27 protein-coding genes and 1 pseudogene are annotated in these 22,716 nt (G+C 69.2%); 8 read left to right on the top strand and 20 right to left on the bottom strand.

The window, feature by feature from the left end; genetic code table 11:
• Positions 1-600: HesA/MoeB/ThiF family protein (locus C492_RS03120; RefSeq protein ID WP_008420418.1), on the top strand; the 600-nt coding region annotated here is incomplete at its 5' end.
• A 33-nt stretch (positions 601-633) separates the two neighbouring features.
• On the opposite strand, the gene C492_RS03125 is transcribed toward C492_RS03120, so the two are convergent.
• From C492_RS03125 to C492_RS03155, 7 genes are all read right to left on the bottom strand, one after another.
• Positions 634-1,812 (bottom strand): polysaccharide deacetylase family protein, encoded by a 1,179-nt coding sequence (locus tag C492_RS03125; RefSeq protein WP_008420419.1) that lies wholly within the window; start codon positions 1,810-1,812, stop codon positions 634-636.
• Positions 1,813-2,047: 235 nt separating this feature from the next.
• Positions 2,048-2,665 carry a GTP-binding protein EngB gene (gene engB, locus C492_RS03130; protein ID WP_008420420.1) on the bottom strand — a complete coding sequence of 206 codons (618 nt, stop codon included), beginning with the start codon at positions 2,663-2,665 and terminating at the stop codon, positions 2,048-2,050.
• Positions 2,666-2,719: 54 nt separating this feature from the next.
• Complete coding sequence (locus C492_RS03135) at positions 2,720-3,451, bottom strand: maleate cis-trans isomerase family protein (RefSeq protein WP_008420421.1); 732 nt, start codon at positions 3,449-3,451, stop codon at positions 2,720-2,722.
• On the bottom strand, positions 3,444-5,111 hold the full coding sequence (locus tag C492_RS03140; protein WP_008420422.1) for a hydantoinase B/oxoprolinase family protein: 1,668 nt from the start codon (positions 5,109-5,111) through the stop codon (positions 3,444-3,446). The genes C492_RS03135 and C492_RS03140 overlap by 8 nt, the downstream gene beginning before the upstream one ends.
• On the bottom strand, positions 5,108-7,201 hold the full coding sequence (locus C492_RS03145) for a hydantoinase/oxoprolinase family protein (protein ID WP_008420423.1): 2,094 nt from the start codon (positions 7,199-7,201) through the stop codon (positions 5,108-5,110). The genes C492_RS03140 and C492_RS03145 overlap by 4 nt, the downstream gene beginning before the upstream one ends.
• Positions 7,198-8,403 (bottom strand): Nramp family divalent metal transporter, encoded by a 1,206-nt coding sequence (locus C492_RS03150; protein WP_008420424.1) that lies wholly within the window; start codon positions 8,401-8,403, stop codon positions 7,198-7,200. The genes C492_RS03145 and C492_RS03150 overlap by 4 nt, the downstream gene beginning before the upstream one ends.
• 134 nt (positions 8,404-8,537) lie before the next feature.
• Positions 8,538-9,086 carry a ribbon-helix-helix protein, CopG family gene (locus C492_RS03155; RefSeq protein WP_008420427.1) on the bottom strand — a complete coding sequence of 183 codons (549 nt, stop codon included), beginning with the start codon at positions 9,084-9,086 and terminating at the stop codon, positions 8,538-8,540.
• 142 nt (positions 9,087-9,228) lie between these two features.
• Here C492_RS03155 and C492_RS03160 point away from each other — a divergent pair, with 142 nt between their 5' ends.
• A complete protein-coding gene (locus C492_RS03160) occupies positions 9,229-10,524 on the top strand; it encodes a TIGR00341 family protein (protein ID WP_008420435.1) in 1,296 nt (431 codons plus the stop codon).
• Here the strand turns inward: C492_RS03160 and C492_RS03165 are convergent, their stop codons facing one another.
• Both C492_RS03165 and C492_RS03170 read right to left on the bottom strand, forming a co-directional pair.
• Complete coding sequence (locus C492_RS03165; RefSeq protein ID WP_008420436.1) at positions 10,525-10,833, bottom strand: hypothetical protein; 309 nt, start codon at positions 10,831-10,833, stop codon at positions 10,525-10,527.
• Entirely contained in the window at positions 10,830-11,891 is a 1,062-nt protein-coding gene (locus C492_RS03170; protein WP_008420437.1) for an NOG1 family protein, read from the bottom strand. Before C492_RS03170 ends, C492_RS03165 begins: the two co-directional genes overlap by 4 nt.
• Positions 11,892-12,015: 124 nt before the next feature.
• On the opposite strand from C492_RS03170, the gene C492_RS03175 reads away from it, so the two are divergent.
• Positions 12,016-12,417 carry a DUF5518 domain-containing protein gene (locus tag C492_RS03175; RefSeq protein ID WP_008420438.1) on the top strand — a complete coding sequence of 134 codons (402 nt, stop codon included), beginning with the start codon at positions 12,016-12,018 and terminating at the stop codon, positions 12,415-12,417.
• 43 nt (positions 12,418-12,460) lie between these two features.
• Here the strand turns inward: C492_RS03175 and C492_RS03180 are convergent, their stop codons facing one another.
• The 5 genes from C492_RS03180 to C492_RS03200 form a co-directional block, all read right to left on the bottom strand.
• The gene (locus C492_RS03180) at positions 12,461-12,808 is read right to left on the bottom strand and encodes a four-helix bundle copper-binding protein (protein ID WP_008420439.1); all 348 of its coding nucleotides are present in this window, start codon (positions 12,806-12,808) and stop codon (positions 12,461-12,463) included.
• A gap of 159 nt (positions 12,809-12,967) precedes the next feature.
• Complete coding sequence (gene hisE, locus C492_RS03185) at positions 12,968-13,252, bottom strand: phosphoribosyl-ATP diphosphatase (protein WP_008420440.1); 285 nt, start codon at positions 13,250-13,252, stop codon at positions 12,968-12,970.
• Positions 13,253-13,720, bottom strand: coding sequence for a bifunctional nuclease family protein (locus C492_RS03190; protein WP_008420441.1), 468 nt, complete (start codon positions 13,718-13,720; stop codon positions 13,253-13,255).
• Positions 13,721-13,809: 89 nt separating this feature from the next.
• On the bottom strand, positions 13,810-14,427 hold the full coding sequence (gene pdxT / locus C492_RS03195; RefSeq protein ID WP_008420442.1) for a pyridoxal 5'-phosphate synthase glutaminase subunit PdxT: 618 nt from the start codon (positions 14,425-14,427) through the stop codon (positions 13,810-13,812).
• An 87-nt stretch (positions 14,428-14,514) separates the two neighbouring features.
• Positions 14,515-14,676: a preprotein translocase subunit Sec61beta gene (locus C492_RS03200; protein ID WP_008420443.1), complete on the bottom strand. Its 162-nt coding sequence runs from the start codon at positions 14,674-14,676 to the stop codon at positions 14,515-14,517.
• A 227-nt stretch (positions 14,677-14,903) separates the two neighbouring features.
• Between C492_RS03200 and C492_RS03205 the strand changes: the two genes are divergently transcribed.
• Both C492_RS03205 and C492_RS03210 read left to right on the top strand, forming a co-directional pair.
• Positions 14,904-15,173 (top strand): thioredoxin family protein, encoded by a 270-nt coding sequence (locus C492_RS03205; RefSeq protein ID WP_008420444.1) that lies wholly within the window; start codon positions 14,904-14,906, stop codon positions 15,171-15,173.
• Positions 15,174-15,425: 252 nt separating this feature from the next.
• The gene (locus C492_RS03210; protein ID WP_008420445.1) at positions 15,426-15,911 is read left to right on the top strand and encodes a response regulator; all 486 of its coding nucleotides are present in this window, start codon (positions 15,426-15,428) and stop codon (positions 15,909-15,911) included.
• Here C492_RS03210 and npdG read toward each other — a convergent pair.
• Both npdG and C492_RS03220 read right to left on the bottom strand, forming a co-directional pair.
• Positions 15,908-16,576 carry an NADPH-dependent F420 reductase gene (npdG, locus tag C492_RS03215; RefSeq protein WP_008420446.1) on the bottom strand — a complete coding sequence of 223 codons (669 nt, stop codon included), beginning with the start codon at positions 16,574-16,576 and terminating at the stop codon, positions 15,908-15,910. The two genes, C492_RS03210 and npdG, sit on opposite strands and share 4 nt — an antisense overlap.
• 72 nt (positions 16,577-16,648) lie before the next feature.
• The gene (locus tag C492_RS03220; protein ID WP_008420447.1) at positions 16,649-16,906 is read right to left on the bottom strand and encodes a hypothetical protein; all 258 of its coding nucleotides are present in this window, start codon (positions 16,904-16,906) and stop codon (positions 16,649-16,651) included.
• A 409-nt stretch (positions 16,907-17,315) separates the two neighbouring features.
• On the opposite strand from C492_RS03220, the pseudogene C492_RS03225 reads away from it, so the two are divergent.
• Positions 17,316-18,168: pseudogene (locus C492_RS03225) on the top strand (glycerophosphodiester phosphodiesterase).
• 1 nt (position 18,169) lies between these two features.
• On the opposite strand, the gene C492_RS03230 reads toward C492_RS03225, so the two are convergent.
• The 4 genes from C492_RS03230 to C492_RS03245 all read right to left on the bottom strand — a co-directional run bounded on the left by C492_RS03230 (position 18,170) and on the right by C492_RS03245 (position 21,802).
• Positions 18,170-19,699, bottom strand: coding sequence for an FAD-dependent oxidoreductase (locus C492_RS03230; protein WP_008420448.1), 1,530 nt, complete (start codon positions 19,697-19,699; stop codon positions 18,170-18,172).
• A gap of 97 nt (positions 19,700-19,796) precedes the next feature.
• Positions 19,797-20,669 carry a TIGR01548 family HAD-type hydrolase gene (locus tag C492_RS03235; protein ID WP_008420449.1) on the bottom strand — a complete coding sequence of 291 codons (873 nt, stop codon included), beginning with the start codon at positions 20,667-20,669 and terminating at the stop codon, positions 19,797-19,799.
• A gap of 39 nt (positions 20,670-20,708) precedes the next feature.
• Positions 20,709-21,347, bottom strand: coding sequence for a DUF3267 domain-containing protein (locus C492_RS03240; RefSeq protein WP_008420450.1), 639 nt, complete (start codon positions 21,345-21,347; stop codon positions 20,709-20,711).
• A gap of 8 nt (positions 21,348-21,355) precedes the next feature.
• Positions 21,356-21,802: a UPF0146 family protein gene (locus C492_RS03245; protein WP_008420451.1), complete on the bottom strand. Its 447-nt coding sequence runs from the start codon at positions 21,800-21,802 to the stop codon at positions 21,356-21,358.
• A gap of 39 nt (positions 21,803-21,841) precedes the next feature.
• Here C492_RS03245 and C492_RS03250 point away from each other — a divergent pair, with 39 nt between their 5' ends.
• Together C492_RS03250 and C492_RS03255 are read left to right on the top strand one after the other, a co-directional pair.
• Positions 21,842-22,363: an archaemetzincin family Zn-dependent metalloprotease gene (locus tag C492_RS03250; protein WP_008420452.1), complete on the top strand. Its 522-nt coding sequence runs from the start codon at positions 21,842-21,844 to the stop codon at positions 22,361-22,363.
• A gap of 101 nt (positions 22,364-22,464) precedes the next feature.
• Positions 22,465-22,710: a YMGG-like glycine zipper-containing protein gene (locus C492_RS03255; RefSeq protein ID WP_008420453.1), complete on the top strand. Its 246-nt coding sequence runs from the start codon at positions 22,465-22,467 to the stop codon at positions 22,708-22,710.
• Positions 22,711-22,716 lie beyond the last annotated feature (6 nt).

The raw sequence follows: 22,716 nt of genomic DNA on the forward strand, positions 1-22,716 counted from the left end.
GGCGACGGCGACGTCGGTCGGCCGAAGGTCGACAGCGCGGCCGACTACGTCGCGGCGCTGAACCCCGACGTCGACGTCGAGACCTACGAGACCCGCATCACCGCCGAGAACGTCGACGAGCTGGTCGACGGGTACGACGTCGTCCTCGACGCCAGCGACAACTTCGGCACCCGGTACCTGCTCAACGACCACTGCGTGCTCGCCGAGACGCCGCTCTCTCACGGCGCGATCTACCGCTTCGAGGGACAGGTGACGACGTTCACGAACGACCGCGGCGGCGACGAGGACCCGCCGTGTTACCGCTGTATCTTCCCCGAGGCGCCCGAACCCGGAACCGTCCCCGACTGCGCCACGACGGGCGTGCTGGGCGTGTTGCCGGGGACCGTGGGCTGCATCCAGGCGACGGAGGTCGTCAAGTACCTGCTCGGTGCGGGCGACCTGCTCGAGGGGCGCCTGCTGATGTACGACGCGATGGGGATGACCTTCGACTCCGTCGACGTTCGCGCGAACCCCGAGTGTCCGGTCTGCGGCGACGACCCGGAGATCGACTCCGTCGAGGACGTCGCCTACGAGGGGAGCTGCTCGGTCTCGGCGGACTGATCGGTCCCGAGCGCCTCGAGTCGGCGACCGCGCTCAGTCGGGGCCGTCCGAGCCGTTCAGCCGGCGGTAGGCGGCCCGTCCCGCGAGACCGACCGTAGCCAGCAGCCCCGTTCCGGCGGCGATCGAGGGACCGTTGCTCCGGATCGTCGAGGCGACGCCATCCTCGTCGGCGCTCGCCCGGCGATCCGTCCCCGAGTCGTCGCCGTTCGGGGCGGTCCCCGACGCGTTCTCCGCGTCCGACTCTCCCCCCGAGTCGTCGCCCGCCGCGGTCTCGCCGTCGCCTTCGGGCGTCTCCGCGGGGCCGACGCCGAAATCCGACAGCGCCTCGCGGAGGGTGACGATCTCGAGGTCGCGGGCTTTCGCCGCGCGGATCGCGAAGCGAACCCGTTCGGCGGTCGTCTCCTCGAACTGGCTGTGACCGACGACGATTCCGAGGGAGTCGCCGGCGGCGACCTCGTCGTAGAACGCCTCGATGTCGGACTCGCTCGAGGATCGGCCGTCGATGCTGGTCCGGCCGAGCTCGTACGGGTCGAGGTCCCCGATCTCGTTCGGTCCGTTCCCCTCGCGGTTCGCGAAGCTGGCGTAGTGCTCCTCGACGAGCTCCTCGACGAGCCCCTCGCTGCGGCCAAAGGGGGAAACGAAGGAGTCGACGTCGACGCCCATCTCCTCGAGTGCGTCCTTCGAGCCGACGACCTCCTCGCGGATTCGCTCGTCGGCGACGCGGACGAACGTCTCCCCGGCCGCGAACGCTTCGCCGACCGGATCCTCGAGCTCGAGGAAGAAGCCGTCGTCGTCCTCGCCGCCGCCGGCGACGACGTTCTCGACGGTCCCCTCGTCGGTTCCGACGGCGATCGGTTCGCCGTCGTGGTCGGCCAGAAAGCTCCCGTTCACCCGGAGGCGCTCGTCGTCCGGCGCCGCGGGGGCGGTCAGGTAGAGGTTGCCGACGACGATGTGGCTCGCGGTGTGGGACATGATCTCCCAGCCCGCCGACTCCATCTCCCGGAGGTGTTCCGGGAGCAGCCCCCAGCTCGTGCCGACGTACTCGGCGACCGCGGCACAGCAGGCGGGGACGTCCTCCTCCCGGTGGACCGGGAACGTCTGCTCCCAGTCCGCGCGCCGGCTGTCGTCGTAGACGAACACGACCCGTCCGTTCGTCCCGTCGTCGGTCTCGCCGCTCGCGGCGCCCGTCCCGGCGCCGACCAGCGCGAGCATCCCCCCGGCGCCGAGTCCCAGGAGTCCGCGCCGACTGGTTACTCCAATTCGTTGACGATTGCCCATACCGCACCGACGCTCCCGCCCGGGATAATTATCGTTTTTCTAACGGCTTCGCGAAGCGAGAAACGACTGCATAACCTAGGGGTTCGGTGCTATCGCGCCCGGTTCGCCGCCGTCCGCGGATCCGGAGCCCCCTCGAGGCCGTCCGAACGGGTCCGACCTCGGTCGGGGATTAGAAGAACTTGAACAGGTCGTCCCGGTTGTGCTCGTGGAGGTGCTCGCGGACGGCCTCGTTCAGGGGGCCGATCCGCCCCTTCTTGGCGGTGATCGGCGCGATCGTCTCCTGCCACTGCTTCCAGGGCGGGAGCAGCCCCAGCCGATCACAGAGTTCGTTCAGGCGCTCGTCGCGGTCGTCGACCTTGTCCATCTTGTTGACCGCGACGACCGTCGGGATCCCGAGGTCGCGCAGGAAGTGGAACATCTCGACGTCGTAGGGGATCTCGTCGGGCCCCGAGTGACGATCGATGATGTCGATGACGCTCTTTCCGTCGACGACGAGGATTCCGACGAGGACGTTGTCAGCGTACTCCTCGAGGTAGCGGACGATATCCGTCTTGATCCGCTCGCGGCGGTCCTCGTCGACGCCGCTCATGAAGCCGAAGCCGGGCAGGTCGGTGACGACGAAGTCCTCGGCGGCCCAGTCGAAGTGGTTCGGTTCGCGGGTAACCCCCGGTTTGCCCCCGGTGTCGAAGCTGTGGCCAGTGATCTCGCGCATGAGCGTGGACTTGCCCACGTTCGAGCGACCGACGAGGGCGACCTCCGCCTCGCGGTCGGGACGCGTGTCGAACATGTGTAGCCGTAGTCGCGCCCCGGGATATAAGCACCGCGAGCGCGACGCCGCGACCTACGCCCGCTCGAAGAGCCGTCCGGGAGCCTCGACTGTCGCGTCGGCCGCGCGGCAGACGTCCCACAGCGTCGCCCCGTTGCTCGTGACGACCGGCGCGCCGAGCTCGGCCTCGAGTTCCGGCACCGCCGCGAGCGACCGGTAGTTCGTACACGAGAGGAAGACGGCGTCGACGTCCTCGAGGACGCCCGCGGCGGCGAGTTCGAGCACCTGCCGGCGCGCGTCCGCGGGCTCGAGCGCGCCGATCTCGGTGTTGGCCGCGATCCCCCGGCCGTCGATCGTCGCGACCTCGAACCCTGCCGCCTCGAGGAACGACCGTTCTTTCTCGTCGAGGACGGCGGTGTAGGGGGTCGCGACGGCGATCCGATCGGCCGAGAGCGCCTCGAGCGCCCGGACCACCGAACGGGCCGTCGCGACGGCGGGGACGCCCGCCGCGGACTCCAGGTCGGCCTCGAGTTCGGCGTCGAACCCCGGGCCGTGAATCAGGCTGCCCGTCGTGCAGGCGTACGCGACCGCGTCGACGTCGGCGTGGGCGAGCAGTTCGGCCGCCCGAACCGCGTCGTCGCTCATCGCGTCGAGTTCGTCGACGGTGACCGACTCGAGGGGCATCCGCGACGCGTGGACGGTCGTCCCGTCGGGACCGAACCGACGGAACTCGGGTTCCGCGGCGGTGTTCGACGAGGGGACGATCAGCCCCAGCCGAACCGCTCGATCGCCCGCTCGATCACTCATCGGCGCCGTCCTCGGTGAGCTTTCCGTCGGCGCGGTCCGCCTCGAGCGCGTCGGCGTCGCGCTCGTCGGGATCGCCGTGACCGCCCCCGCCAGGGGTCCGGACCGTCACCGTGGTCCCGGGCTCGACGTCGACGGTCGTCTTCGCGGGCACCGACTCGCCGTCGATCAGGTTCTCGCCGCGGGCGCCGTCCTCGCCGCCCGCGACGCCGCCGGGGGCGTGACGACGGCGCTCGGTCAGCAGGGAGACGGTCGCCTCGGTCTCGACGGTGAGCGCCCGCTCGAGGCCGAGTCCGCCCCGCTGTCGGCCGCGGCCGCCGCTGTCGGGCCGCAGCGCGTAGCGCTCCACCCGGAGCGGGTACTCCGTCTCGATGGACTCGACGGGCGTGTTGAGCGTGTTGGTCATCCCGACCTGGACGCCGTCCATCCCGTCCCGCTCCGCTCGAGCGCCGAACCCGCCGCCGATCGTCTCGTAGTACGTAAAGGAGCCGTCGCGGGCGCCGACGGTGAGGTTGTTCATCGTCCCCTGGCTCCCCGCGGGGACCCGATCGGGCGCCGCCTCGGCCAGCGCCGCGAAGACGACGTCGGTCACCCGCTGGCTGGTCTCGACGTTCCCGCCGACGACGGCCGCGGGCGCCTCGGGGTTCAGCAGCGACCCCTCGGGAGCCCGAACCGAGACGGGCTCGTAACAGCCCTCGTTCGGCGGGATCTCGGGGTCGGTGACGCAGCGAACGACGAAGTAGACCGCGCTCGTCGCCACGGCGAGGGGAGCGTTGAGGTTGCCCTCGAGCTGGGCCGCCGTCCCCGCGAAGTCGACCGCGATCGCCTCGCCGTCGACGGTCACCGCCACGCTGATCTCGACGTCCTCGTCGGTGATTCCGTCGCCCTCGAGGACGTCGCTCGCCTCGTAGGTGCCGTCGGGCAGCGCCCGGACCTGCTCGCGCATCCGTTCGGCGGAGTAGTCGATGACGGCGTCGAACCCCTCGAGGACCGTCTCCCGGCCGTGCTCGTCGAACAGGTCGGCGAGTCGGTCGGCGGCGCGGTCGTTGGCCGCCAGCTGGGCCCGCAGGTCGGCCCGCCGTTCGCGGGGGTTGCGGACGTTCGCGAGCACCAGCGAGCGGACGTCCTCGCGGATCTCGCCGTCGGCGACGAGCCGCGTAGGTGGGATCCGGAGCCCCTCCTGGTAGATCTCGCGGGCGCCCGCGGGCATGCTGCCGGGGACCATCCCGCCGACGTCGGCGTGGTGGGCCCGGGAGACGGCGTAGCCGACGATACTGCGGTCCTCGAGTCCGTCTTCCTCCGGCGACTCCGCGGCGGGGGCGATCGGCGACACCATCGTCACGTCCGGCAGGTGGGTGCCGCCGGCGAAGGGGTCGTTGAGGACGAACACGTCGCCGGGCTCGGGATCGCGCTCGCGGACGGCGTCGACCGCCTGGGGCATCGCGCCCAGGTGAACGGGGATGTGCTCGGCCTGAGCGATCATCCGTCCGTCGGCGTCGAACAGCGCCGTCGAGCAGTCCCGTCGCTCCTTGATGTTCGGCGAGTACGCCCCGCGGATGAGGGTCTGGCCCATCTCCTCGGCGACGCCCTCGAGCTGGTTGCGCAACACCTCGAGCGTGACCGGGTCGATACCGTCGTCGGTCGCGTCGGTACTTTCGCTCATCGGTCCGCCTCCGTTCGCGTCATCGCGAGCGTTCCGTCCTCGTGGACGTCGCCCTCCCACGCGGGCGGGACGACGGTCGTACTTTCGGCCTGTTCGAGTACCGCGGGACCCCGAACGGTCGCGCCGGGCTCCAGACGGTCGCGGTCGTAGACGGCCGTCTCCGCCGCGCCGACGTCGGGGAAGTGGGCCTCTCGCGTGCCGATTCGGGGGTCGCCGCCCCCCTCGTGGCGGACGGTCGGCGACGCGCCCGCGACGGTCGCCGACGCCCGCAGCGTGACGACCTCGACGGCCTCGTCCATCCGGTAGCCGTAGGTCCGCTCGTGGGCGTCGTGGAACCGCTCCCCGACCGCGCTCGGGTCGAACGAGTCGGCGACGGGGACCGTCAGCTCGAAGCTCTGGCCCGCGTACCGGCAGTCGGCCGCGCGATCGACCGTCGCGGCGTCGGGATCGGTGGCGTCGGCGAGGACGTCCGCGACGAGTTCGTCGTAGACACCCTCGAGCCGGTCCGGCTCGGCCTCGTCGAGCGCAGTGCGGACCGTTCGAGCCGCGTCGTAGCCCTCGTCGGCCGCGAGCAGGCCAAAGGCCGAGAGGACGCCGCCGGGACGGGGGACGACGACGCGGTCGACCTCGAGCGAGTCGGCCAGCGCCGCGGCGTGCATCGGCCCCGCGCCGCCGAAGGCGACGAGCGCGAACTCGCGGGGGTCGTGACCGCGCTCGACGGTCACCGACCGGATCGTCCGGGTCATCGTCGCGTTCGCGACCCGGTAGACCCCGCGTGCGGCCTCGAGCGCGCTCTCGAGGCCGGCCTCGTCGGCGAGGGCCGCGAGCGCTTCGCGGGCAGCGTCGACGTCTACGGTCATCTCGCCGCCCAGCGCCGTGTCGGGGCCGATGTAGCCCAGCACGACGTTGGCGTCGGTAACGGTCGGCTCCGCGCCGCCGTTCCCGTAGCAGGCGGGGCCCGGCTCTGCACCCGCGGATCGCGGCCCCACTCGAAGGGCACCGCCCGCGTCGACCCAGGCGATCGACCCACCGCCCGCGCCGACGGTATCGACGTCGACCATCGGGGTTCGGATCGGGAGGCCGTCGATCTCGGCGTCGGTCGTTCGCTCTGCCTCGCCGTCGCGGACGAGGCTCACGTCGCTCGAGGTTCCGCCCATGTCGAAGGTCACGAGCCCCTCGACGTCGGCGTCGTCGACGGTCGCCGCGGCCCCGACGACGCCCGCGGCCGGCCCCGAGAGGGTCGTCGTCACCGCGCGCTCGCGAACCGTCTCGGGGTCGGCGATCCCGCCGTTGGCTTGCATGATCCGCGGCGCCGGGATCCCCGCGTCGGCGGCCTCGTCGACGAGCCGACCGACGTAGCGGTCGATCGCGGGCCGGACGTAGGCGTCGACCGCCGTCGTTGAGGTGCGCTCGAACTCGCGGAACTCCGCGAGCACCTCGTGGGACGCGGAGACGGGAACCTCGAGTTCCTCGCGGAGGATCTCGGCGACGCGGCGTTCGTTCTCGGGGTCGGCGTAGGCGTGGAGCAGACAGATCGCGACGCTCTCGACGTCTCGCTCCCGAAGCGTCGCCGCGAGCTCCCGTACTTCCTCGGGGTCGACCGGTCGCTCGACCCCCTCGGCGGTCGTTCGCTCGTCGATCTCGAACCGTCGCCGCCGCGGAACGAGTGGAACGGGCTTTTCGGCCTCCAGATCGTACAGATCGGGGCGGTCCTGGCGGCCGATCTCGAGGACGTCGCGAAAGCCCGCGGTCGTCACGAGCGCCGTCTTCGCGCCGCCACGCTCGAGCAAGGCGTTGACCGAGACGGTCATCGCGTGGGCGAAGGCGTCGATCTCGCTCGGATCGATCCCCGTCTCGTCGCAGGCCTTCGCGATCCCCTCGAGGACGCCGACGTGCTGGTCGGGGGTCGTCGGCACCTTCGCGGTGACGAGGTCGTCGTCGACCGACAGCGCGACGTCGGTGAAGGTGCCGCCGACGTCGACGCCGATCCGGGTCTCGCTCGAGGCGGCGGGCGCTCCGCCGTCCGTAACTGCTGCGGTGGTGTTCGCCGATACCGTCCGTCTCTCCGAGGTGTCGTGTGCGTCGTTCATAGTACGAGGACGTCGTACAGCGTCTGCAGGCCGATACCGATCACGACGAGCGTGACGAGTCCGCCGAGGACGTTCTGGAGCGTGCTGTTGGTGTACTCGCCGAGCAAGTCGTCGTTGTTCATCGCGTAGATGAGGAACACCGCCAGAATCGGGAGCAGCAGACCGTTGGCCACCTGCGCGAAGACGATCACCTCGACGGGATTGTAGTCCAGCGCCGAGAAGACGATCCCGACCGCGAGGATCGTTCCCCAGATCGCGCGAAAGCGGTTCGATTGCAGATCTCGCTCCCAGCCCAGCGCCCCGGCCGTCGCGTAGGCGCCCGCAAGCGGCGCGCTCATCGAGCTCGTGAAACCGGCGGCAAAGAGCCCGATCGCGAACAGCGTCAGCGCGTAGCCGCCGAAGACGGGCTCGAGCTGGTCGGCCATCTCGCCGACGTCGGCGATCCGCGTTCCCTCGGGAAACACCGCGGCGGCGGTGACGACGATCGAGGTCGTGATGATCCCGCCGACGGCGACCATCGCGATCGTGTCGGTGCGACACTCGCCGAGATCGCTCGCGCCGTCCCAGCGCTCCTGAACCGTACTCGCGTGCAGGAACAGGTTGTAGCCGACCACGGTGGTTCCCACGAGGCCGGCGATCAGGTACGCCGACCCCTCGGGAACCGTCGGGACGAGTCCGCTCCCGAGGGCCTCGAGGTCCGGCCGAACCACGACGGCGTTGAGAACGAACGCCAGCCCCATGACGACCACGAGGCCGACGAACACCCGCTCGATCAGCTCGTAGTTTCCCGTCCAGAGCAACGCGGCGGCGACCAGGCCCATCAGCGGTCCCCAGACGTTTTCACTTACTCCGGTAATGGTCGAGAGACCGGCGGCGCCGCCGACGATATTACCCGTCTGGAACGCCGCCGTGCCGATCCCGATCGCGCTCACGACGAGCGCGACCGTCGCCCCCTTCGCGAAGGGGTGCTCGAACTCGCTCCGGAACGCCTCGCCCAACCCCTCGCCGGTGATCAGGCCGAGCCGCGCGCTCATCTCCTGGAGCACCATCGTCGCCAGAATCGAGAACGCGATCGTCCACACGAGCAGGTACGCGTACTCCGCGCCGAGGACGCTCGCGGTCGTAACGGTTCCGGGGCCGACGAACGCCGCCGCGACGAGCGCGCCCGGTCCGATCGTCTTCAACCTGTCTCCGATACCCATGGTGAGTGCACACACCCTTCGCTCTCCGAGAGCCGCATAAGGGTTGTTGAGACGCACTCATACGGCTGCACCGTCGACACCGTTCGGTATGATCGAGTATGAAGACGGATGCGCCCGCCCCACCGCGGGGCGAGCTACTCGCCGTCCGATCGCTCGGCGATGATCGTCTTCGAGACGCCCCGTTCGATCTCGAGCGCCGTCGGCAGTTCGGTCGTGCTGCGCTCGATAAAGCGGGTCATGAACCACTGGATCGCCTCCGAGGGAAAGACGACGTGGTAGACGCCGTCGGCCTCGTCGCGCACCTCGAGGAAGCCACAGAACGCGAGCCACTCGAGGAGGTCGCCGACGTCCTCGAACCGAGTTTCGTACTCCCGGGCGTGGTAGTCCGAGACGCGGTCGGCCGCCTCGACGAACGCCGGATCCGGATCCCCGCCCGCGTAGCAGTGCTCGAGGAATGCGTGCAGGAAGTCGACGTCGAGCAGGACGTGCTCGCCGGAGGAAAGCATCCGGTAATACTGTTCTAGGTTGTCGCTGGGCCGTTCGTTCGCGGCCTCGAAGTTGGCGGCGTAAAACGACAGCGCGCGCCGAACGAGTTCGCTCCGTCCCTTCCCCGTCTCGCCGGCGAGCGTCTCGAGGGCCGCGTGCGCGTCGTCGTCGAGCGAGACCGTTACCCGGTGGCTCATACGGCGCCGGACGAACGCGGGACAGGTATAGTTCACGCACCCCCTCGGAAGCGACGACCGGGACGGTCCACCCGACGAACCCGGGTCGATCCGCAGTCGAAATGTTCGAAGTTATGGGGACGGGGGTTCTGAGCTACGGAACGTGCGGCTCGTACAGCTGACGGTTCCGACGGGCAAGCGACGGACGATCCTCGAGGCGCTCGAGGATCGCGGCGTCGACTACGTGGTGACCGACGAGGAGAGCGATCGAAAGTACGCGGCGGTCGTTTACTTCCCCCTGCCGGATCCGGCCGTCGAACCGGTGCTCGACGAGCTGCAAGACGCCGGCGTCGGAGAGGACGCGTACACGGTCGTTGTCGACGCCGAAACAGTCGTCTCGAGGCGGTTCGAGGCGCTTCGCGAGGAGTACGAGGAGGGGGACGTCGAGTCCGACCGGATCTCCCGGCAGGAACTCGAGACCGAGGCGGAGTCGCTGACGCCGACGTTTGCCGTCTTCGCGACGATGACGATCATCAGCTCCCTCGTCGCGACGTCGGGACTGTTGCTGGACTCGCCCGCGGTCGTCGTCGGCTCGATGGTGATCGCGCCGCTGATCGGGCCGGCGCTGGGCGCCAGCGTCGGCTCGGTGATCGACGAGGAGGAGCTGTTCGTCGAGAGCGTGACCTACCAGATCGTCGGGATCGTCTTCGCGATCGGCGCCGCGGCCGTCTTCGCCTGGATGGTCAAGGTCACGAACATCGTTCCACCGGGTCTCGACATCTCGGAGGTCGGCGAGATCTCCGAGCGCCTCGCTCCGGACCTGCTCTCGCTGGTGGTCGCGCTCGGCGCCGGCGTCGCGGGGATCGTCAGCATCGCGACCGGGATCTCGGTCGCGCTCGTCGGGGTCATGATCGCGGCGGCGCTGATCCCGCCCGCCGCGGCCGCGGGCGTCGCGATCGCCTGGGGACAACCCACCGCCGCGATCGGGTCGACCGCGCTCGTGTTGGTCAACGTGCTCTCGGTGAACCTCGCCGGGCTGTTGACCCTGTGGTATCTCGGCTATCGACCGGAGTCGCTGTTCGAACTCGGCCAGACCGAAAAGCGGGTTCGAAAGCGCATCGTCGGCCTCGTCGTGATCGTCCTCGTGTTCGCGGTGTTTCTCGGCGCGATCACGTACTCCTCGTATCAGGCCGGAAACTTCGAGGAGGACGTCAACGAGGAGGTGACGGCCGCGCTCGAGGCCGAGGCGTACTCCCAGTACCAGCTGCTCGACATCCAGGTCGTGATGGACGAGAACTACCCGATACAGAGCCCCCAGAGGGTGGTCATCACCATCGGGGGGCCACCCGGCGAAACCGCGCCGGGGTTAGGATCGGAGATTCGCGAGCGGGTCGAGCAACACGCCGCCGACGACGATGTCGAGATCGAAATCCGGTACGTCACCATCCTCGAGGAGTGATCAGCGGCCGCGGAACCGCTCGAGGCGGGACCGAACCCCGATCCCGTCGGTCGCGTCGCCGGACTCCGTCGCGTCCTCGTTCGCTCCGTCGCCGCGGCCGAGCCGTCGGCGGATCCAGGTCCGCGGTCCGCCGATGCGGTCGACGAGGTAGCTCGGGAAGTAAAGCACGAGCAGTCCGCAGAGCAGAAAGCCCGCGCCCCAGACGTACCGCCCCGAGAACAGGTGACTGCTCCCGAGGTAAAACAGCGGCCCGGCCATCGAGAAGCCGGCCGCCGTCTGGAGCATCCAGAGGATCCCGGGCCCCTTCATTCCTCGAAAGGAAGCTCGGGCTCGTAGTCGATCGCCTCGACGGCCGCCTCGAGCACCCGTTCGACGTTCTCGCCGGTTTCGACGCTCATCGCGCGATCGTACTCGCCCTCGAGGTCGTCGGGCCAGCCCTCGGCCCGGTCGACCTTGTTCGCGATCGTGAACACGGGGACGGCCTCGAACTGCGCGGCGATGGCGTCCCGCAACTCGAGTTGGGACTCGAGGGGGTAGCCACACTCCCCGCTGGGGTCGAGGACGACGAGCATACAGTCGGCGAGGTGTTCGATCGCGCTGACCGCCTGGGACTCGATCTCGTTGCGCTCGTCGGGCTTGCGGTCGAGCAGCCCGGGCGTGTCGACGATCTGGTAACGGATGTGATCGCGCATCGCGGACCGTTCGGTCCGCTCCGATTCGGCGGACAGGTCCGCCCCCTCGAAGTGACCGAGCCCGATTCCCTTGGTCGTGAACGGATAGGAGGCCGTCTCGCCGCGGGCGTTCGTGACGTCGTTGACGAACGAGGATTTGCCGACGTTGGGGTAGCCGGCGACGACGATCGTCGGCTCCTCGGGGTCGATCTCGGGCAGGTCCCGCAGGGCGTTGCGCGCCTCGTTGATCCACAGCAGGTCGTCCTCGACCTGTTCGACGATGTCGGCCAGGCGGGCGAACGCCTGCTTGCGATGTTTGCGCGCGGTGTCGATGTCGGTCTTGCGCAGCTTCGGCTGGTACTCCTCGTGGATCTCGCGGGCCTTGCGGCTGGCCCACATCACCTCCGAGAGGCTCTGCCGGAGCGCGTCGACGCCGGAGTCGGCGTCCGCGGCGTCGGGTTTCTCGAGGATCGCGTCCGCGAGTTCGTAGTAGAACGGGTGAGCGTCGTACTCGAAGTCGGGCCAGGCCGTGACGACGTTCTCCAGGTTGTCCGAGATGATGTTCGCCGCCGTCTGGAGCATCGACTGCTGGGCCTCGAGGCCGCCCTTGGCCTTCCCAGCCCGCGCCGCCCGCGAGAACGCCTTGTCGATCAGCTCTTCCGACGTGGGCGTGGTCGGAAGGTCTTCGAAAATCATGCGTTCAGGTAGAACCCGCGATCGTAAAAGGTCGTTCGTTATCCCGCGTCGGTGTCGACGGCGTCAGATCGCGGCCGGCAGTCGCCACGCCGAGGGTTATGGCCGCGCGAGCGTACGTTCGGGTATGACAGACTGGCGCTCCGTGATCGTCGGCTTTCTCGTCATCACCGTTCTCGGAATCGTCGGCCTGACCCTTCCGGGCGTCGGCCAGCTAGCGGCGGGGCTGATCGGGGGGTTCGTCGCCGGCTACCTCGCGGGTGGCGGCCTCGGGAGCGGCTTCTGGCACGGGTTGCTCGCCGGTGCTCTCGGCGGCATCGTCGGGGGCGCGCTCCTCGCGCTCGTCGTCGGCGTCGCCGGCTTCGCCGGGGGTCCGGTCGGCGGCGCCCTCGGCGGGCTCGCCGGCGCGGGGATCTTCCTGGGCGCGCTGGCGATCTCGCTCGTGATGGCCCTCGAGAGCGCGGTCGCCGGCGCCGTCGGCGGCCTCCTCAACTCCGGGCCCTCCGAGCCCGCCGGACGGCGGTACTAGCGCTGCCTCGCCGGGTCCCGGATCACAAAAAAGGGGATCTCGATCAGGCCGACGCCATCTCGCGACAGCTCTCGGCGCACTCGGGAAGGATCTCCGCGCAGGCCTGGCAGTGGTCGTGGTCGTGGCCTTCGCACTCCTCGGCGCACTCCTCGCAGAGGTCCGCACAGAGCTCGCCAAGCTCCTGGTGATACCCCGAGTTCCGGGCCATGAAACGCGCGTGCAGCGACGCGATATCGGCCACGTCCCGACAGAGGCGGATGCAGCGAGCCATCCCCTCGCCCTCGTCGGCGCAGGCGTCGGCGCACCACTCGCAGACCTGCGCGGCCTCGAGGCAGTTGTCGATGCACTCCTGCATGTGATCGTCGGCGTGTTCGATCTGTTGGACTGCCATGCGGACGGAACGACGGCCGTCGGAGCAATCAACCTGGGCCGGGCACTCGCAGGCCACGGGCGTTCCGGCGCCGTCGCGGTCTCGGACTGGCGTCCGTCAGCGACGGCGTGACCGCGAGCGTTCCGCGGTTGCGCCGTGAAACCGGTACAGTGGACCGTATCAGCGCCGGGATTCGAGTTCGGCCTCGAGATCCTCGAGGTCCATCCCCTTCATCGACAGCAACACGAGCAGGTGGTAGACGATGTCGGCGGACTCGGCGGCGATCTCCTCGCGGTCGTCGTCTTTGGCCGCGAGTACGAGCTCGGTGCTCTCCTCGCCGAGTTTCTCGAGCACCGCGTTCTCCCCCTTCTCGTGGGTGAACAGCGACGCGGTGTAGGAGTCCTCGGGCAGCGTTTCCTTGCGATCCTCGATGACGGCGAACAGTGATTCGAGCGTGTCGTCCATTCAGAACTCACCGGAGACGTCGCGAATCGATTCGAGGTGCTCGAACTTCTCCCTGTCGTCTCGGCCGTCCTCGAAGACGTCCTCGGTGATCTCGATCGGAGCGTTCGTCCGGGCCGCGAGCGCGAGCGAGTCGCTCGGACGCGCGTCGATCACCGTCTCGCCGCGGGGAGTTCGGAGGTGGAGATCGGCGATGTAGGTGCCCCCACGACCGTCGGCTCCCGTCTCGATCTCGCTGACGACGACGCGCTCGATCCGGCTACCCAGCTCCTCCATCACGTCGAGCAGCAGGTCGTGGGTCAGCGGCCGACCGATGTCTTCGGCCTCGAGCCCGCGGTCGATGCTTACCGCCTCGTTGAACCCGATGAAGATCGGCACGACGTCGTCCTCGTCCTCGACCTCGAGGACGACGACGGGCACCGGCCCCTGCGGCGTTCCCGCGACGCGGACGGCGTCGATAGCTGCGTCCATAGACGGACCGACGTGTGGCAGCGGAAAAACGTGTTCGGTCGCACATGCTTGCACGAACGGGGTCGATCCGCCGCCCCACCGCGGACGGACTACGCGGAGCGCTCGAGTTCGGGCCCGATCGACGCGCCGTTTTCGAAGAAGGCGAGCCCGTGGAGGCGGCTGTCGGGGGTCAACTCGGGGTGGAAGGCCGTGGCGACCACGGGGCCGTCGCGCACCGCGACCGGGCGTCCGTCCCAGCTCGCGAGGACGTCGACCCCGCCGACGTCGTCGACGGCGGGCGCGCGGATGAACACCGCGGGGAACGGCTCCTCGAGGCCGTCTACCTCCAGGGGCGCCTCGAAGCTGTCCCGCTGGCGGCCGAAGGCGTTGCGCTCGACGGTCGCGTCGACCAGCCCGAGCGCGTCGACCCGATCGTCGTTCGGGTCCCTCGAGGCGACGATCAGCCCGGCGCAGGTCGCAAGCAGGGGTTTCTCGGCCGCGACGTGGTCGCGGATCTCCGCGTCGATCCCCTCCTCGCGGATCAGCTGTGAAATCGTCGTCGACTCCCCGCCGGGCATCGCCAACAGGTCGCAGTCGGGGACGATTCCCGACTCGCGGACCTCGCGGACGGTGACCTCGCGGCCGCGGTTCCGGGCCGCGCGTTCGATCGCGGTCGCGTGTGCGTCGACGTTGCCCTGAACGGCGACGACGCCGGCTGTCAGTGACATGGCTGTCGGGTAGTGAGCGAACCGACAAAAGCGCCGCGTCGCGGAGCCGCGCCGAACCGACGGGAGCTCCCGCGGAACGGGGCAGATCTAGGAGACGAAGGTCAGCAGCTGGACGATCACGCCGAGCATGACCCCGATCGCGATGACCGTCTTCGGATCGATTCGGATCGCGTTCGAGTCCTCTGTGTCGAAGTACCGGACGAGTCCGGCGCTGGACATCAGCCCGCCGGAGTTCTGCCCTTTATCCATACGTACACCATCGTGACGGGCTGAACTAAAGCTTTCGACGGTGAACGACTCGCCGACGCCGCCGTCGGTGTCAGCCGGCCCTCGGTCGAACGGCCCCTCGAGGCGGGGCCGATCCGGTTCGATTCGTGCGATCTCCACTCTCCCCTCGCGTCCGGATCCGCGAAAGCGGGAAACACCCCCGGGTGGGAAACCCTTATGCGCGGCGCGCGGCAAGTACCCCTGATCACATGTCCGTCACGCTCAAGGACTTTTACGCAGACTGGTGTGGCCCTTGCAAGACCCAGGACCCGATCCTCGAGGAGCTCGAGGACGACTGGGAGGGCCGTTTCGAAGTCGAGAAGGTAAACGTCGACGAGCAGCAGGACGTCGCCAACGAGTACCAGGTGCGGTCCCTGCCGACCCTGATCATCGAGAACGACGACGGCGTCGTCGAACGGTTCGTCGGCGTCACTCAGCGCGAGGACCTCGAGGGCGCCCTCGAGGACGCCGGCGCGTAAGCGACGTCCCCGACCGCGAGCTGTTCTTTTCGTCGTCTACCCGTCGAGAGAGGTGTCTCCGCGACGCGCTCTCGTCGCGCCCCCGACCCTCGAGTCGGCGGACCACACCGGGGAGGCGGATCCGGCCGTCGCCCGGGGTTGCCGTGGACGGGCCGTTCGCCCGCGCGACCGCGGGTTCGAACGTCGACGGGGACTTCAATGCCTGAAATAACAGGCACCGGCTGCATGGGGGAGGCGTTCCCAGCTACGTGTATGTCGGATGGTGTCGGCGAATTTCCAGCGTCGCTCGAGATCCTCCTCGTCGAGGACAACCCCGGCGACGTGCGGTTGACGAAGGAGGCGTTACGGATGACGCCGATCGAACACGCGCTTCACGTCGTCACCGACGGGACCGAGGCGCTCGACTTTCTCTACCAGCGCGGGGAGTTCGCCGACGCCCCTCGCCCCGATCTCGTGTTGCTCGATTTCAAACTGCCGCGGATGAACGGCGACGAGGTCGCGACCGAGGTCGAGGGCACGCCCGCCCTCGAGCGGATCCCCCTGATCGTGCTCACCGGACACCCGGCCCGGGACCGCGACCGGGTGCTCGGCCTCGACGAGCTTCCCGTCGACGACGCGCTCACGAAACCCGTCGACGCCGACGGGTTCCTCCAGACGCTGCGCTCGCTCGAGGAGCTGTCGGGAGCCGAACTCGAGGCCGAGGTCGACCCCGGCACCGAGTCGGAGCCCGCTCGCTAGCGGAACCGGACGCCGACGTCGTGGAGGTCGTCGTTGTACCGGGCGAGGTTGATGACGAGCGGCGTGACGCTCTCGACTTCGGCCGCGTTCGCCAGCGGACCGACGTCGAGCGCCCGGAGGCCCTCGATCTCCTCGGCCAGCGAGCGGACCGTTCGCTTGGCGTCCTCGTCGTCGGCGACCACGAGCGTGTCCAGATCCAGCTCGAACTCGAGGTCCGTGAGCGCGCCGGCCGCGAGGTTGTGGAAGGCGCCGACCACGGGGACGCCGTCGGGCGCGCGCTTCGCGACGAGTTCGGTGACGCTGCCGGCGCTCGGGGGATGGTAGTGCAGGCCGTCGTCGTCGCCCTGCATCCCGACCGCGGGCGTGACCACCACGGTGTCCTTATCGAGGACGTCCGCGACGGCCTCGACGGTGTCGCCGACGTAGTACGGCGGGACCGAGAGCACGACGACGTCGGCCCGATCCGCGGCCATCTCGTTGACGAAGCCCTTCACGGTCGCCTCGGCGCCGATCGCCTCGAGGACGTCCTCGTACTCCGCGACCGCCTCGCGGGCCTTCTCGGGGTCTCGAGAGCCGATGAGGATCTCGTGATCGGTGTCCCGCGCGAACCGAAGCGCGAGTCCCTCGCCGATGTCGCCCGTGCCGCCCAGTAGTGCGATTCGCATACGCATCTCTCGGGACGGTAGCGGAATAAAACGGTGGGGGGTCGGCCGATCTCGCCGGGTTCTCCGGCGGCGTCAGGGCGCGTCGTGGTCCTCGGGGTTCATCGCCTCGCCGAGGTTGCCGTCGTAGGCGTCGCGCTCCTCGATCTCCCGTAGCCGCTGATCGAGACGGTCCTCGAGGGCCTGGCGGCGCTCCTCGTCGACGTCGCCGTCGGTGCTCATCGCCTCGAGGTCCCGCTTCGCCGTCTGGAGCACGGAGATCGCCTCCTCCTGCTCGAGGTCCTCGACGCGGCCCAGGTTCCGTTCGACGTCGTCCAGCGTCGTGTCTGTCATACGCCACCGGTTCGGCCGGTAGCGTATTGAAAGGCAACCCGGCAGGCGAACCCTGAGGGCGCTGCCGTACGGTAGAGCGGTACGCAAAGCGGTGGAGTCGCTAACTACGTCCGCGAGTGAACGTCCACTATTCGCGCGTAGTGGCCCGTTACGTTAGACTCCAGACGATACCGAGAGCCATACCGAGAATCGAACCCATGAGCAGACCGATCCCGATATCGTCTATTGCGAGCCCGAGAAGAACCCTGCTGGCGGTCCGAGCGCAATCCCCATGGCCAGCTTAGTCGAGTCCATCCGACCCTTCCCTTCGTTAGACACGGCGCTCTCCTTCGGCCTCCGGTAAGATAAGCACAGGGAGCCGATACCGCACTGCCAACTACTGATAGGGTTCGCCGCCGTGGGCGTCGATATGCGCAGTCCAACCCTCATCGCCCACCGCGGCTACGCCGGCGTCGCCCCCGAGAACACGATTGCCGCGGCGGTCGACGCCGCCGAGCGCGAGGGAACCGCGATGCTCGAGATCGACGTCCAGCCAGCCGCCTGCGGAACCCCGGTCGTCTTCCACGACGAGCGCCTCGACGGAACGAGGGAGGGCCGTCCCGTAACCGAGGGCTCGGGACTGGTCCGGGAGACACCCCTCGAGACGCTCGAGTCGCTGTCGGTGCTGGGGACCGACGAGTCGATCCCGACGCTGTCGGCGCTGCTCGAGGCCGTCCCGGAGACGGTTGGGATCAACGTCGAACTGAAGAACCCAGGGGCGGCCGACCTGCGCGTCGGCGAGTCACTGCCGGCGGACGCCCGAGAGAAGCGGCGGGAGCTGTGGCGGCCGTTCGTCGAGCGCGTCCTCGAGGATTGCGAGGCCTTCGACGGCGAACTCCTCTTTTCCTCGTTCTGCGAGGGCGCGCTCGCCGCCCTTCGGGAGGCCGCCGACTACGCGGCCGCACCGCTCGTCTGGGACGACCTCGAGGCGGGCCTCGAGATCGCCCGCCGGTACGACTGCGAGGCGATCCACCCGCCGCGGAACGCGATCGCGGGCACCGCGCTCGCGAGCGAATCCGTACGACGGGCTCCCGACGGACGAACCCGAACTGAGCGTCGTCGAGGTGGCCCACGAGGAGGGCCGTGCGGTCAACGTCTGGACCGTCGATAGCTGGCTCCAGTTCGACGACCTCGCCGCGGCGGGCGTCGACGGGATCGTCGCGGATTACCCGGGACTCGAGGCGGGAGCGGGAGCAGGGACGGAAACGGGATCTGCCCGGTAGCTCATCCCTCTCGAGCGGGCAGGTCCTCGTTCGCCGGCCCCTCGAGGACCTCCCCGTCGGGATCGAACCGCGAGCCGTGACAGGGGCAGTCCCAGCTCTCCTCGGCGTCGTTCCACTCGACGAGACAGTACATGTGGGTACAGACCGCCGAGACGGCGTGGAGCTCCCCGTCCTCGTCTCTGGCGCAGGCGATCGGCTTCCCGCCCTTGCGGACGGTCTTGGCCTCGCCGGGCTCGAGCGCCGTGAGATCCGGCGTCACGAGCGTTTGGAACCAGTCGGTGACGAACTCGCTCGCGGTGTCGGCGTTCTCGGTGAGCGTCTTGCCCAGCGAGGCCTTCGGCGTCAGCCGGAGCGGGTCGAACAGATCCAGCTCGGGAACCGGTTCGCCGTCGATATCGGCCGCGAGCAGTCGCCCCGCGGCGGTGCCGTTGGTCATCCCCCAGCCCCGAAAGCCCGTGGCGACGGAGAGGTTCTCAGTTCCGGCACCGGCGCGACCGATGAAGGGGACCTTGTCGACGGGCTTGTAATCCTGGGTCGACCACCGGTAGGCGACCTCGTCGACGGGAAACCGCTCGCGGGCCCACGACTCGAGCCGTCGGTAGCGGTCGGCGGTCGAGCCGCCCTGGCCGGTCTTGTGGTTCTCGCCGCCGACCAGCAACAGCTCCTCCCCGTCGTCGCGGTAGGTGCGCACGGAGCGGTAGGGATCGCCGCTGCGATAGTACATTCCCTCCGGGGGATCGCCGTCGAGGCGAATCCCGAGCACGTAGGATCGTTTCGGGTGCATCCGGGCGAAGTAGCCCGCGCGGTCGAGGATCGGGAACCCAGTCGCAAGGACGACGTGTTTGGCCCGGACGGTTCCTGATTCCGTGCGGACGAAACAGGGCGTCCCGTCCTCGAGATCGGTCACGCGAGTCTCCTCGTGGAGGTGGGCACCGTCGTCGGCCCGGAGCTCGTCGGCGACCGCGAGCAGGTACTTCCGGGGGTGGAACCAGGCCTGGTCGTCGAACCGGACCGCCGCCTGCGCGCGCTCGAACGGCGGGACGGAGGTGACGTAACTCGCCTCGAGCCCCGCCGCGCGGGCGGCGTCGACCTCCCGCTCGATCTCGTCGGGCTCGTTGCTGTAGAGGTAGGCGGGCTGGCGCTCGAACCCGCAGTCGACCCCGAGCTCGTCGATCCGCCCCTCGACGCGGTCGATCGCCTCCTCCTGGACGGCGGCGTACCGGCTCGATTGTGCCGGGCCGAACTCCCGGCGCAGGTGGTCGTAGATCGTCCCGTGCTGGCTGGTCAGTTTCGCCGTCGTCTTCCCCGTGATCCCCGTCGCGACCCGGTCCCGCTCGAGGACGGCGACGGTCAGGTCCCGCTCGCGCAGCTCGATCGCCGTCGAGAGGCCGGCGATCCCGGCGCCGACGACGGCGACGTCGACGCTGCGGGTCCCCTCGAGCGGGTCGGGATCGGGGTCGTCCTCGCGGGTGCTCGCGAGCCAGACGGAGGTCGCCTCGCCGGGGAGGTCGTCGCTTGCGAAGTCGGACATCGGAATCTGCCCGTGCTACACCGGACGCGGGGAAAAAACGGACGGGGGGAGCTGCAGGCCGCGCGGTATCGAACGCTCCGAACCCGCTCGCTCGAGCCTACTCGAGCAGGTCGGGCAGCTCGTTGACCGACTCGAGGACGGCCGCGGCGTCCTCGCGCTCGTAGGTCCGACGGCCGTCCTCGCCGGTGAGCCCGCCCGTCAGCACGCCGATCCCGCGGTAGGTTCGAGCGGGATCGGCCTCACTCGCGTTGTTCGCCGTCCGCACGTCGTCCAGAGTGTCGCCGACGAAGACGACCGAGTCGGCGTCGAACCGTTCCGCGAGGACGGTCAGCGCCCGCGGGTGGGGCTTCCCTTCCTCCCAGTCGTCCATCGTAAAGCGGCGCTCGAGGGGAATCGCTTCCTTGAGGCCGACCCGCTCGAGGGCGATCTCGGCCTCCGCGGCGGGACGCCCGGTCAGGACGCCGACGTCGTACTCGGCGAGGAGCCGATCTCGCGTTTCGGGCTCGAGGAGGACGGGCTCGTCGTGGATGAACCCCCGCGTCTCGAGGGCGGGCTCGGCGTCCTCGAGACCCCGATAGAGTTCGCTGCCCAGGTACAGTTGCTGGAAGACGTCCCGGAGTTCCTCGCGGTCCCATCGATCGGTCACGCGCTGGGTCGCCCGCGCGCCGATCGCCTCGCGGACGACGGCCTCGGCGGCCTCGAGCCCGCCGCCCCGGTCGGCGATCGCGTCGGTAAAGTCGTCGATCGACGCGCGGTACCCCTCCCCGGTCGCGAGCACGTAGAGGGCGGCCGCGTAGGTCAGCTCCCAGTCGTTGTTGAACCCGCCCGCGTTCTTGAACGCCTGAACGTCCTCCCTGCGGATCGTGCGGTCGTGGACGCGCTCGACGGACTCGACGATCGCCCGGCGGTAGGAGTCGGCGACGTCGACGAGCACGCCGTCGATGTCGAGAACGACTGCGTCTGCGTTCATACGGGAGGAAACGGGCCCGCGGAAATAAAGCCGGACGGTTCAGATCGCCAGCGCCCCCACGAGGTAGACGGCGCCGACGAACAGCCCGACGGCGTAGAGCACGTGGGCCCACAGCCAGGAGAGGACGTTGACGACGTAGATCAGCGCGACGATCGGAACTCCGAGAAGGACGATCGGGGATCGGCGCCACTCCCGTCTAGAGCGGGCCCACAGCGTCCGGGCGTCGGTCGTACTCGGGAAGGCGGCCATCCCGACCGAGAGGCCGATCCAGCCGAGGGCGCAAGCGGCGACCGCGTACTCGAGCGGGGCCGTCCGAACGTCGCCGACGGCCGAGACGAGGACGACCGACCCGACGAACGCGGCGACCGCGACGACCGTGTTCAGCAGGAACGGGGCGACGCTGATGACGACCGATTGGCGGTACTGATCGGGGGTAGCGTGACGGACGTACCCCGGGGGATTCCCGAACCGGAAGTAGACGGCCTCGATCACCCTGACGCCGACGAGCCGACAGGCGCTCGCGTGGGCGAACTCGTGGACGACGACGCCCGGGAAGACGAACAGGTGGATCGCGATCCGCAGGAGGAACCCCAGCCCCCGCAGGACGACCGCGAGCGCGACGAGGAGTCCGAGAACGGCGAGAACGGTCGAGACGGGCGGCAGGGACTCGACGGCCATCGTTCACCCTACTCTCGCGGACCCTGGTAACTCCTTCCGTCCTCCCGCGTCGGACCGTCGAACTCCCGGGCGACGTACACCGTCCCCTCGCGGACCGTTCGCCGCTCGACCGGGACCGCGGGCTGGTCGCCCCCCAGCGTCGTAAACAGGAAATCGGCGCCGACCCGCTCGGCGACCTCGAGGGTCGGTCGGTGGAGCTCGGGGGGCAGGTTCCGGGCGTAGATCGCCTCGGCGTCCTCGTAGACCGCGAGATCGGGCTCGACGACGTCGTCGACGACGAATCCGACACCGTCGGGTACCTCCCGGCGACCGATATCGGTCGCCGTCACCGCCGTGCCCGCCTCGACGAGCGTCGCCGCCAGCTCGGTTCGGCGTCCGATCCCGACCTCGACGAGGCGGTCGTAGGCGGCGAGTCGATCCGCGAGCGTTCCGAGATTCCGGCGAGCGGTGGTCATGGCGGGACGTTTATGCTACCCGCGATCATAGCGGTTGCCATGCTCGTCGATATCGTGCCGGTCGGCAGCGTCTCCGCGGAGGTCAAGCGGGCGGCCTCCTCCGCGTTGCGATCGGTTTACGACTGCGACGTCACGGTCAACGATTCGCAGTCGGTTCCGACTGGCGCGTACGACTCCGGCCGGAACCAGTACTGCGCCGAGACGTTCATCCAACTCGCCGAGCGCGTCGGCCGCGGCGAGAAGAACATCGCCATCACCCCCCACGACCTGTTCTACCGTCGTCGCAACTACGTCTTCGGCCTGGCCTACCTCGACGGCAGCGGCAGCGTCGTCTCCACGTACCGCCTGCAGACCTCCAGCGACGGCGGATTCTCGAACAAGAGCGCGAGCGAGATCTTCGAGCACCGCGTCCGCAAGGAGATCGTCCACGAGATCGGCCACACCTACGGCCTCGAGCACTGCGACAACAACCGCTGTGTCATGAACTTCTCGCCGACCGTTCGAGAGGTCGACATCAAGGAGGAGAACCTCTGCGGAAGCTGTCAGCGACACGTTCACTGAGTTCCCGTTGTGCCCTAAACGTCCGTTCAGGGGGCCGTACACGTTCGTGGTTGCGAATTTCCGGGAACACGTTTATTTCCCTCCCGTGTCGAGTCACCGGTATGGTAAAACAGCAACTCGAACTCGCGCTCAGTCGCGCACGGTACGCAGCCATCGGCGCCGCCGTCGGCGCCGGACTCGGCGGCCTGTTCAACAGAAACGCCGCAAGCTCCGGCGCCACCCTCGGCGCGCTCGTCGGCGCGACGGTCGGCGAGAGCCGGCTGAGCGCCCAGTCGCGACTCGACGAGTTGCGAATGCGCAAGGACGAACAGCTCGGAGACGTGCTCTCGCGGTCGAGCAACGAGTAACGCCGT

Origin of the sequence: Natronococcus jeotgali DSM 18795, from assembly GCF_000337695.1 — an archaeon.
Lineage (GTDB): Archaea > Halobacteriota > Halobacteria > Halobacteriales > Natrialbaceae > Natronococcus > Natronococcus jeotgali.

Bases quoted from the DNA above. Each gene is read 5' to 3' on its own strand.
- C492_RS03125 (WP_008420419.1), bottom strand. From the start codon at position 1,812: ATGCTCGCGCTGGTCGGCGCCGGGACGGGCGCCGCGAGCGGCGAGACC.
- engB (WP_008420420.1), bottom strand. From the start codon at position 2,665: ATGTTCGACACGCGTCCCGACCGCGAGGCGGAGGTCGCCCTCGTCGGT.
- C492_RS03135 (WP_008420421.1), bottom strand. From the start codon at position 3,451: ATGAGTGATCGAGCGGGCGATCGAGCGGTTCGGCTGGGGCTGATCGTC.
- C492_RS03140 (WP_008420422.1), bottom strand. From the start codon at position 5,111: ATGAGCGAAAGTACCGACGCGACCGACGACGGTATCGACCCGGTCACG.
- C492_RS03145 (WP_008420423.1), bottom strand. From the start codon at position 7,201: ATGAACGACGCACACGACACCTCGGAGAGACGGACGGTATCGGCGAAC.
- C492_RS03150 (WP_008420424.1), bottom strand. From the start codon at position 8,403: ATGGGTATCGGAGACAGGTTGAAGACGATCGGACCGGGCGCGCTCGTC.
- C492_RS03155 (WP_008420427.1), bottom strand. From the start codon at position 9,086: ATGAGCCACCGGGTAACGGTCTCGCTCGACGACGACGCGCACGCGGCC.
- C492_RS03165 (WP_008420436.1), bottom strand. From the start codon at position 10,833: ATGAAGGGGCCCGGGATCCTCTGGATGCTCCAGACGGCGGCCGGCTTC.
- C492_RS03170 (WP_008420437.1), bottom strand. From the start codon at position 11,891: ATGATTTTCGAAGACCTTCCGACCACGCCCACGTCGGAAGAGCTGATC.
- C492_RS03175 (WP_008420438.1), top strand. From the start codon at position 12,016: ATGACAGACTGGCGCTCCGTGATCGTCGGCTTTCTCGTCATCACCGTT.
- C492_RS03180 (WP_008420439.1), bottom strand. From the start codon at position 12,808: ATGGCAGTCCAACAGATCGAACACGCCGACGATCACATGCAGGAGTGC.
- hisE (WP_008420440.1), bottom strand. From the start codon at position 13,252: ATGGACGACACGCTCGAATCACTGTTCGCCGTCATCGAGGATCGCAAG.
- C492_RS03190 (WP_008420441.1), bottom strand. From the start codon at position 13,720: ATGGACGCAGCTATCGACGCCGTCCGCGTCGCGGGAACGCCGCAGGGG.
- pdxT (WP_008420442.1), bottom strand. From the start codon at position 14,427: ATGTCACTGACAGCCGGCGTCGTCGCCGTTCAGGGCAACGTCGACGCA.
- C492_RS03200 (WP_008420443.1), bottom strand. From the start codon at position 14,676: ATGGATAAAGGGCAGAACTCCGGCGGGCTGATGTCCAGCGCCGGACTC.
- C492_RS03205 (WP_008420444.1), top strand. From the start codon at position 14,904: ATGTCCGTCACGCTCAAGGACTTTTACGCAGACTGGTGTGGCCCTTGC.
- C492_RS03210 (WP_008420445.1), top strand. From the start codon at position 15,426: ATGTCGGATGGTGTCGGCGAATTTCCAGCGTCGCTCGAGATCCTCCTC.
- npdG (WP_008420446.1), bottom strand. From the start codon at position 16,576: ATGCGAATCGCACTACTGGGCGGCACGGGCGACATCGGCGAGGGACTC.
- C492_RS03220 (WP_008420447.1), bottom strand. From the start codon at position 16,906: ATGACAGACACGACGCTGGACGACGTCGAACGGAACCTGGGCCGCGTC.
- C492_RS03230 (WP_008420448.1), bottom strand. From the start codon at position 19,699: ATGTCCGACTTCGCAAGCGACGACCTCCCCGGCGAGGCGACCTCCGTC.
- C492_RS03235 (WP_008420449.1), bottom strand. From the start codon at position 20,669: ATGAACGCAGACGCAGTCGTTCTCGACATCGACGGCGTGCTCGTCGAC.
- C492_RS03240 (WP_008420450.1), bottom strand. From the start codon at position 21,347: ATGGCCGTCGAGTCCCTGCCGCCCGTCTCGACCGTTCTCGCCGTTCTC.
- C492_RS03245 (WP_008420451.1), bottom strand. From the start codon at position 21,802: ATGACCACCGCTCGCCGGAATCTCGGAACGCTCGCGGATCGACTCGCC.
- C492_RS03250 (WP_008420452.1), top strand. From the start codon at position 21,842: ATGCTCGTCGATATCGTGCCGGTCGGCAGCGTCTCCGCGGAGGTCAAG.
- C492_RS03255 (WP_008420453.1), top strand. From the start codon at position 22,465: ATGGTAAAACAGCAACTCGAACTCGCGCTCAGTCGCGCACGGTACGCA.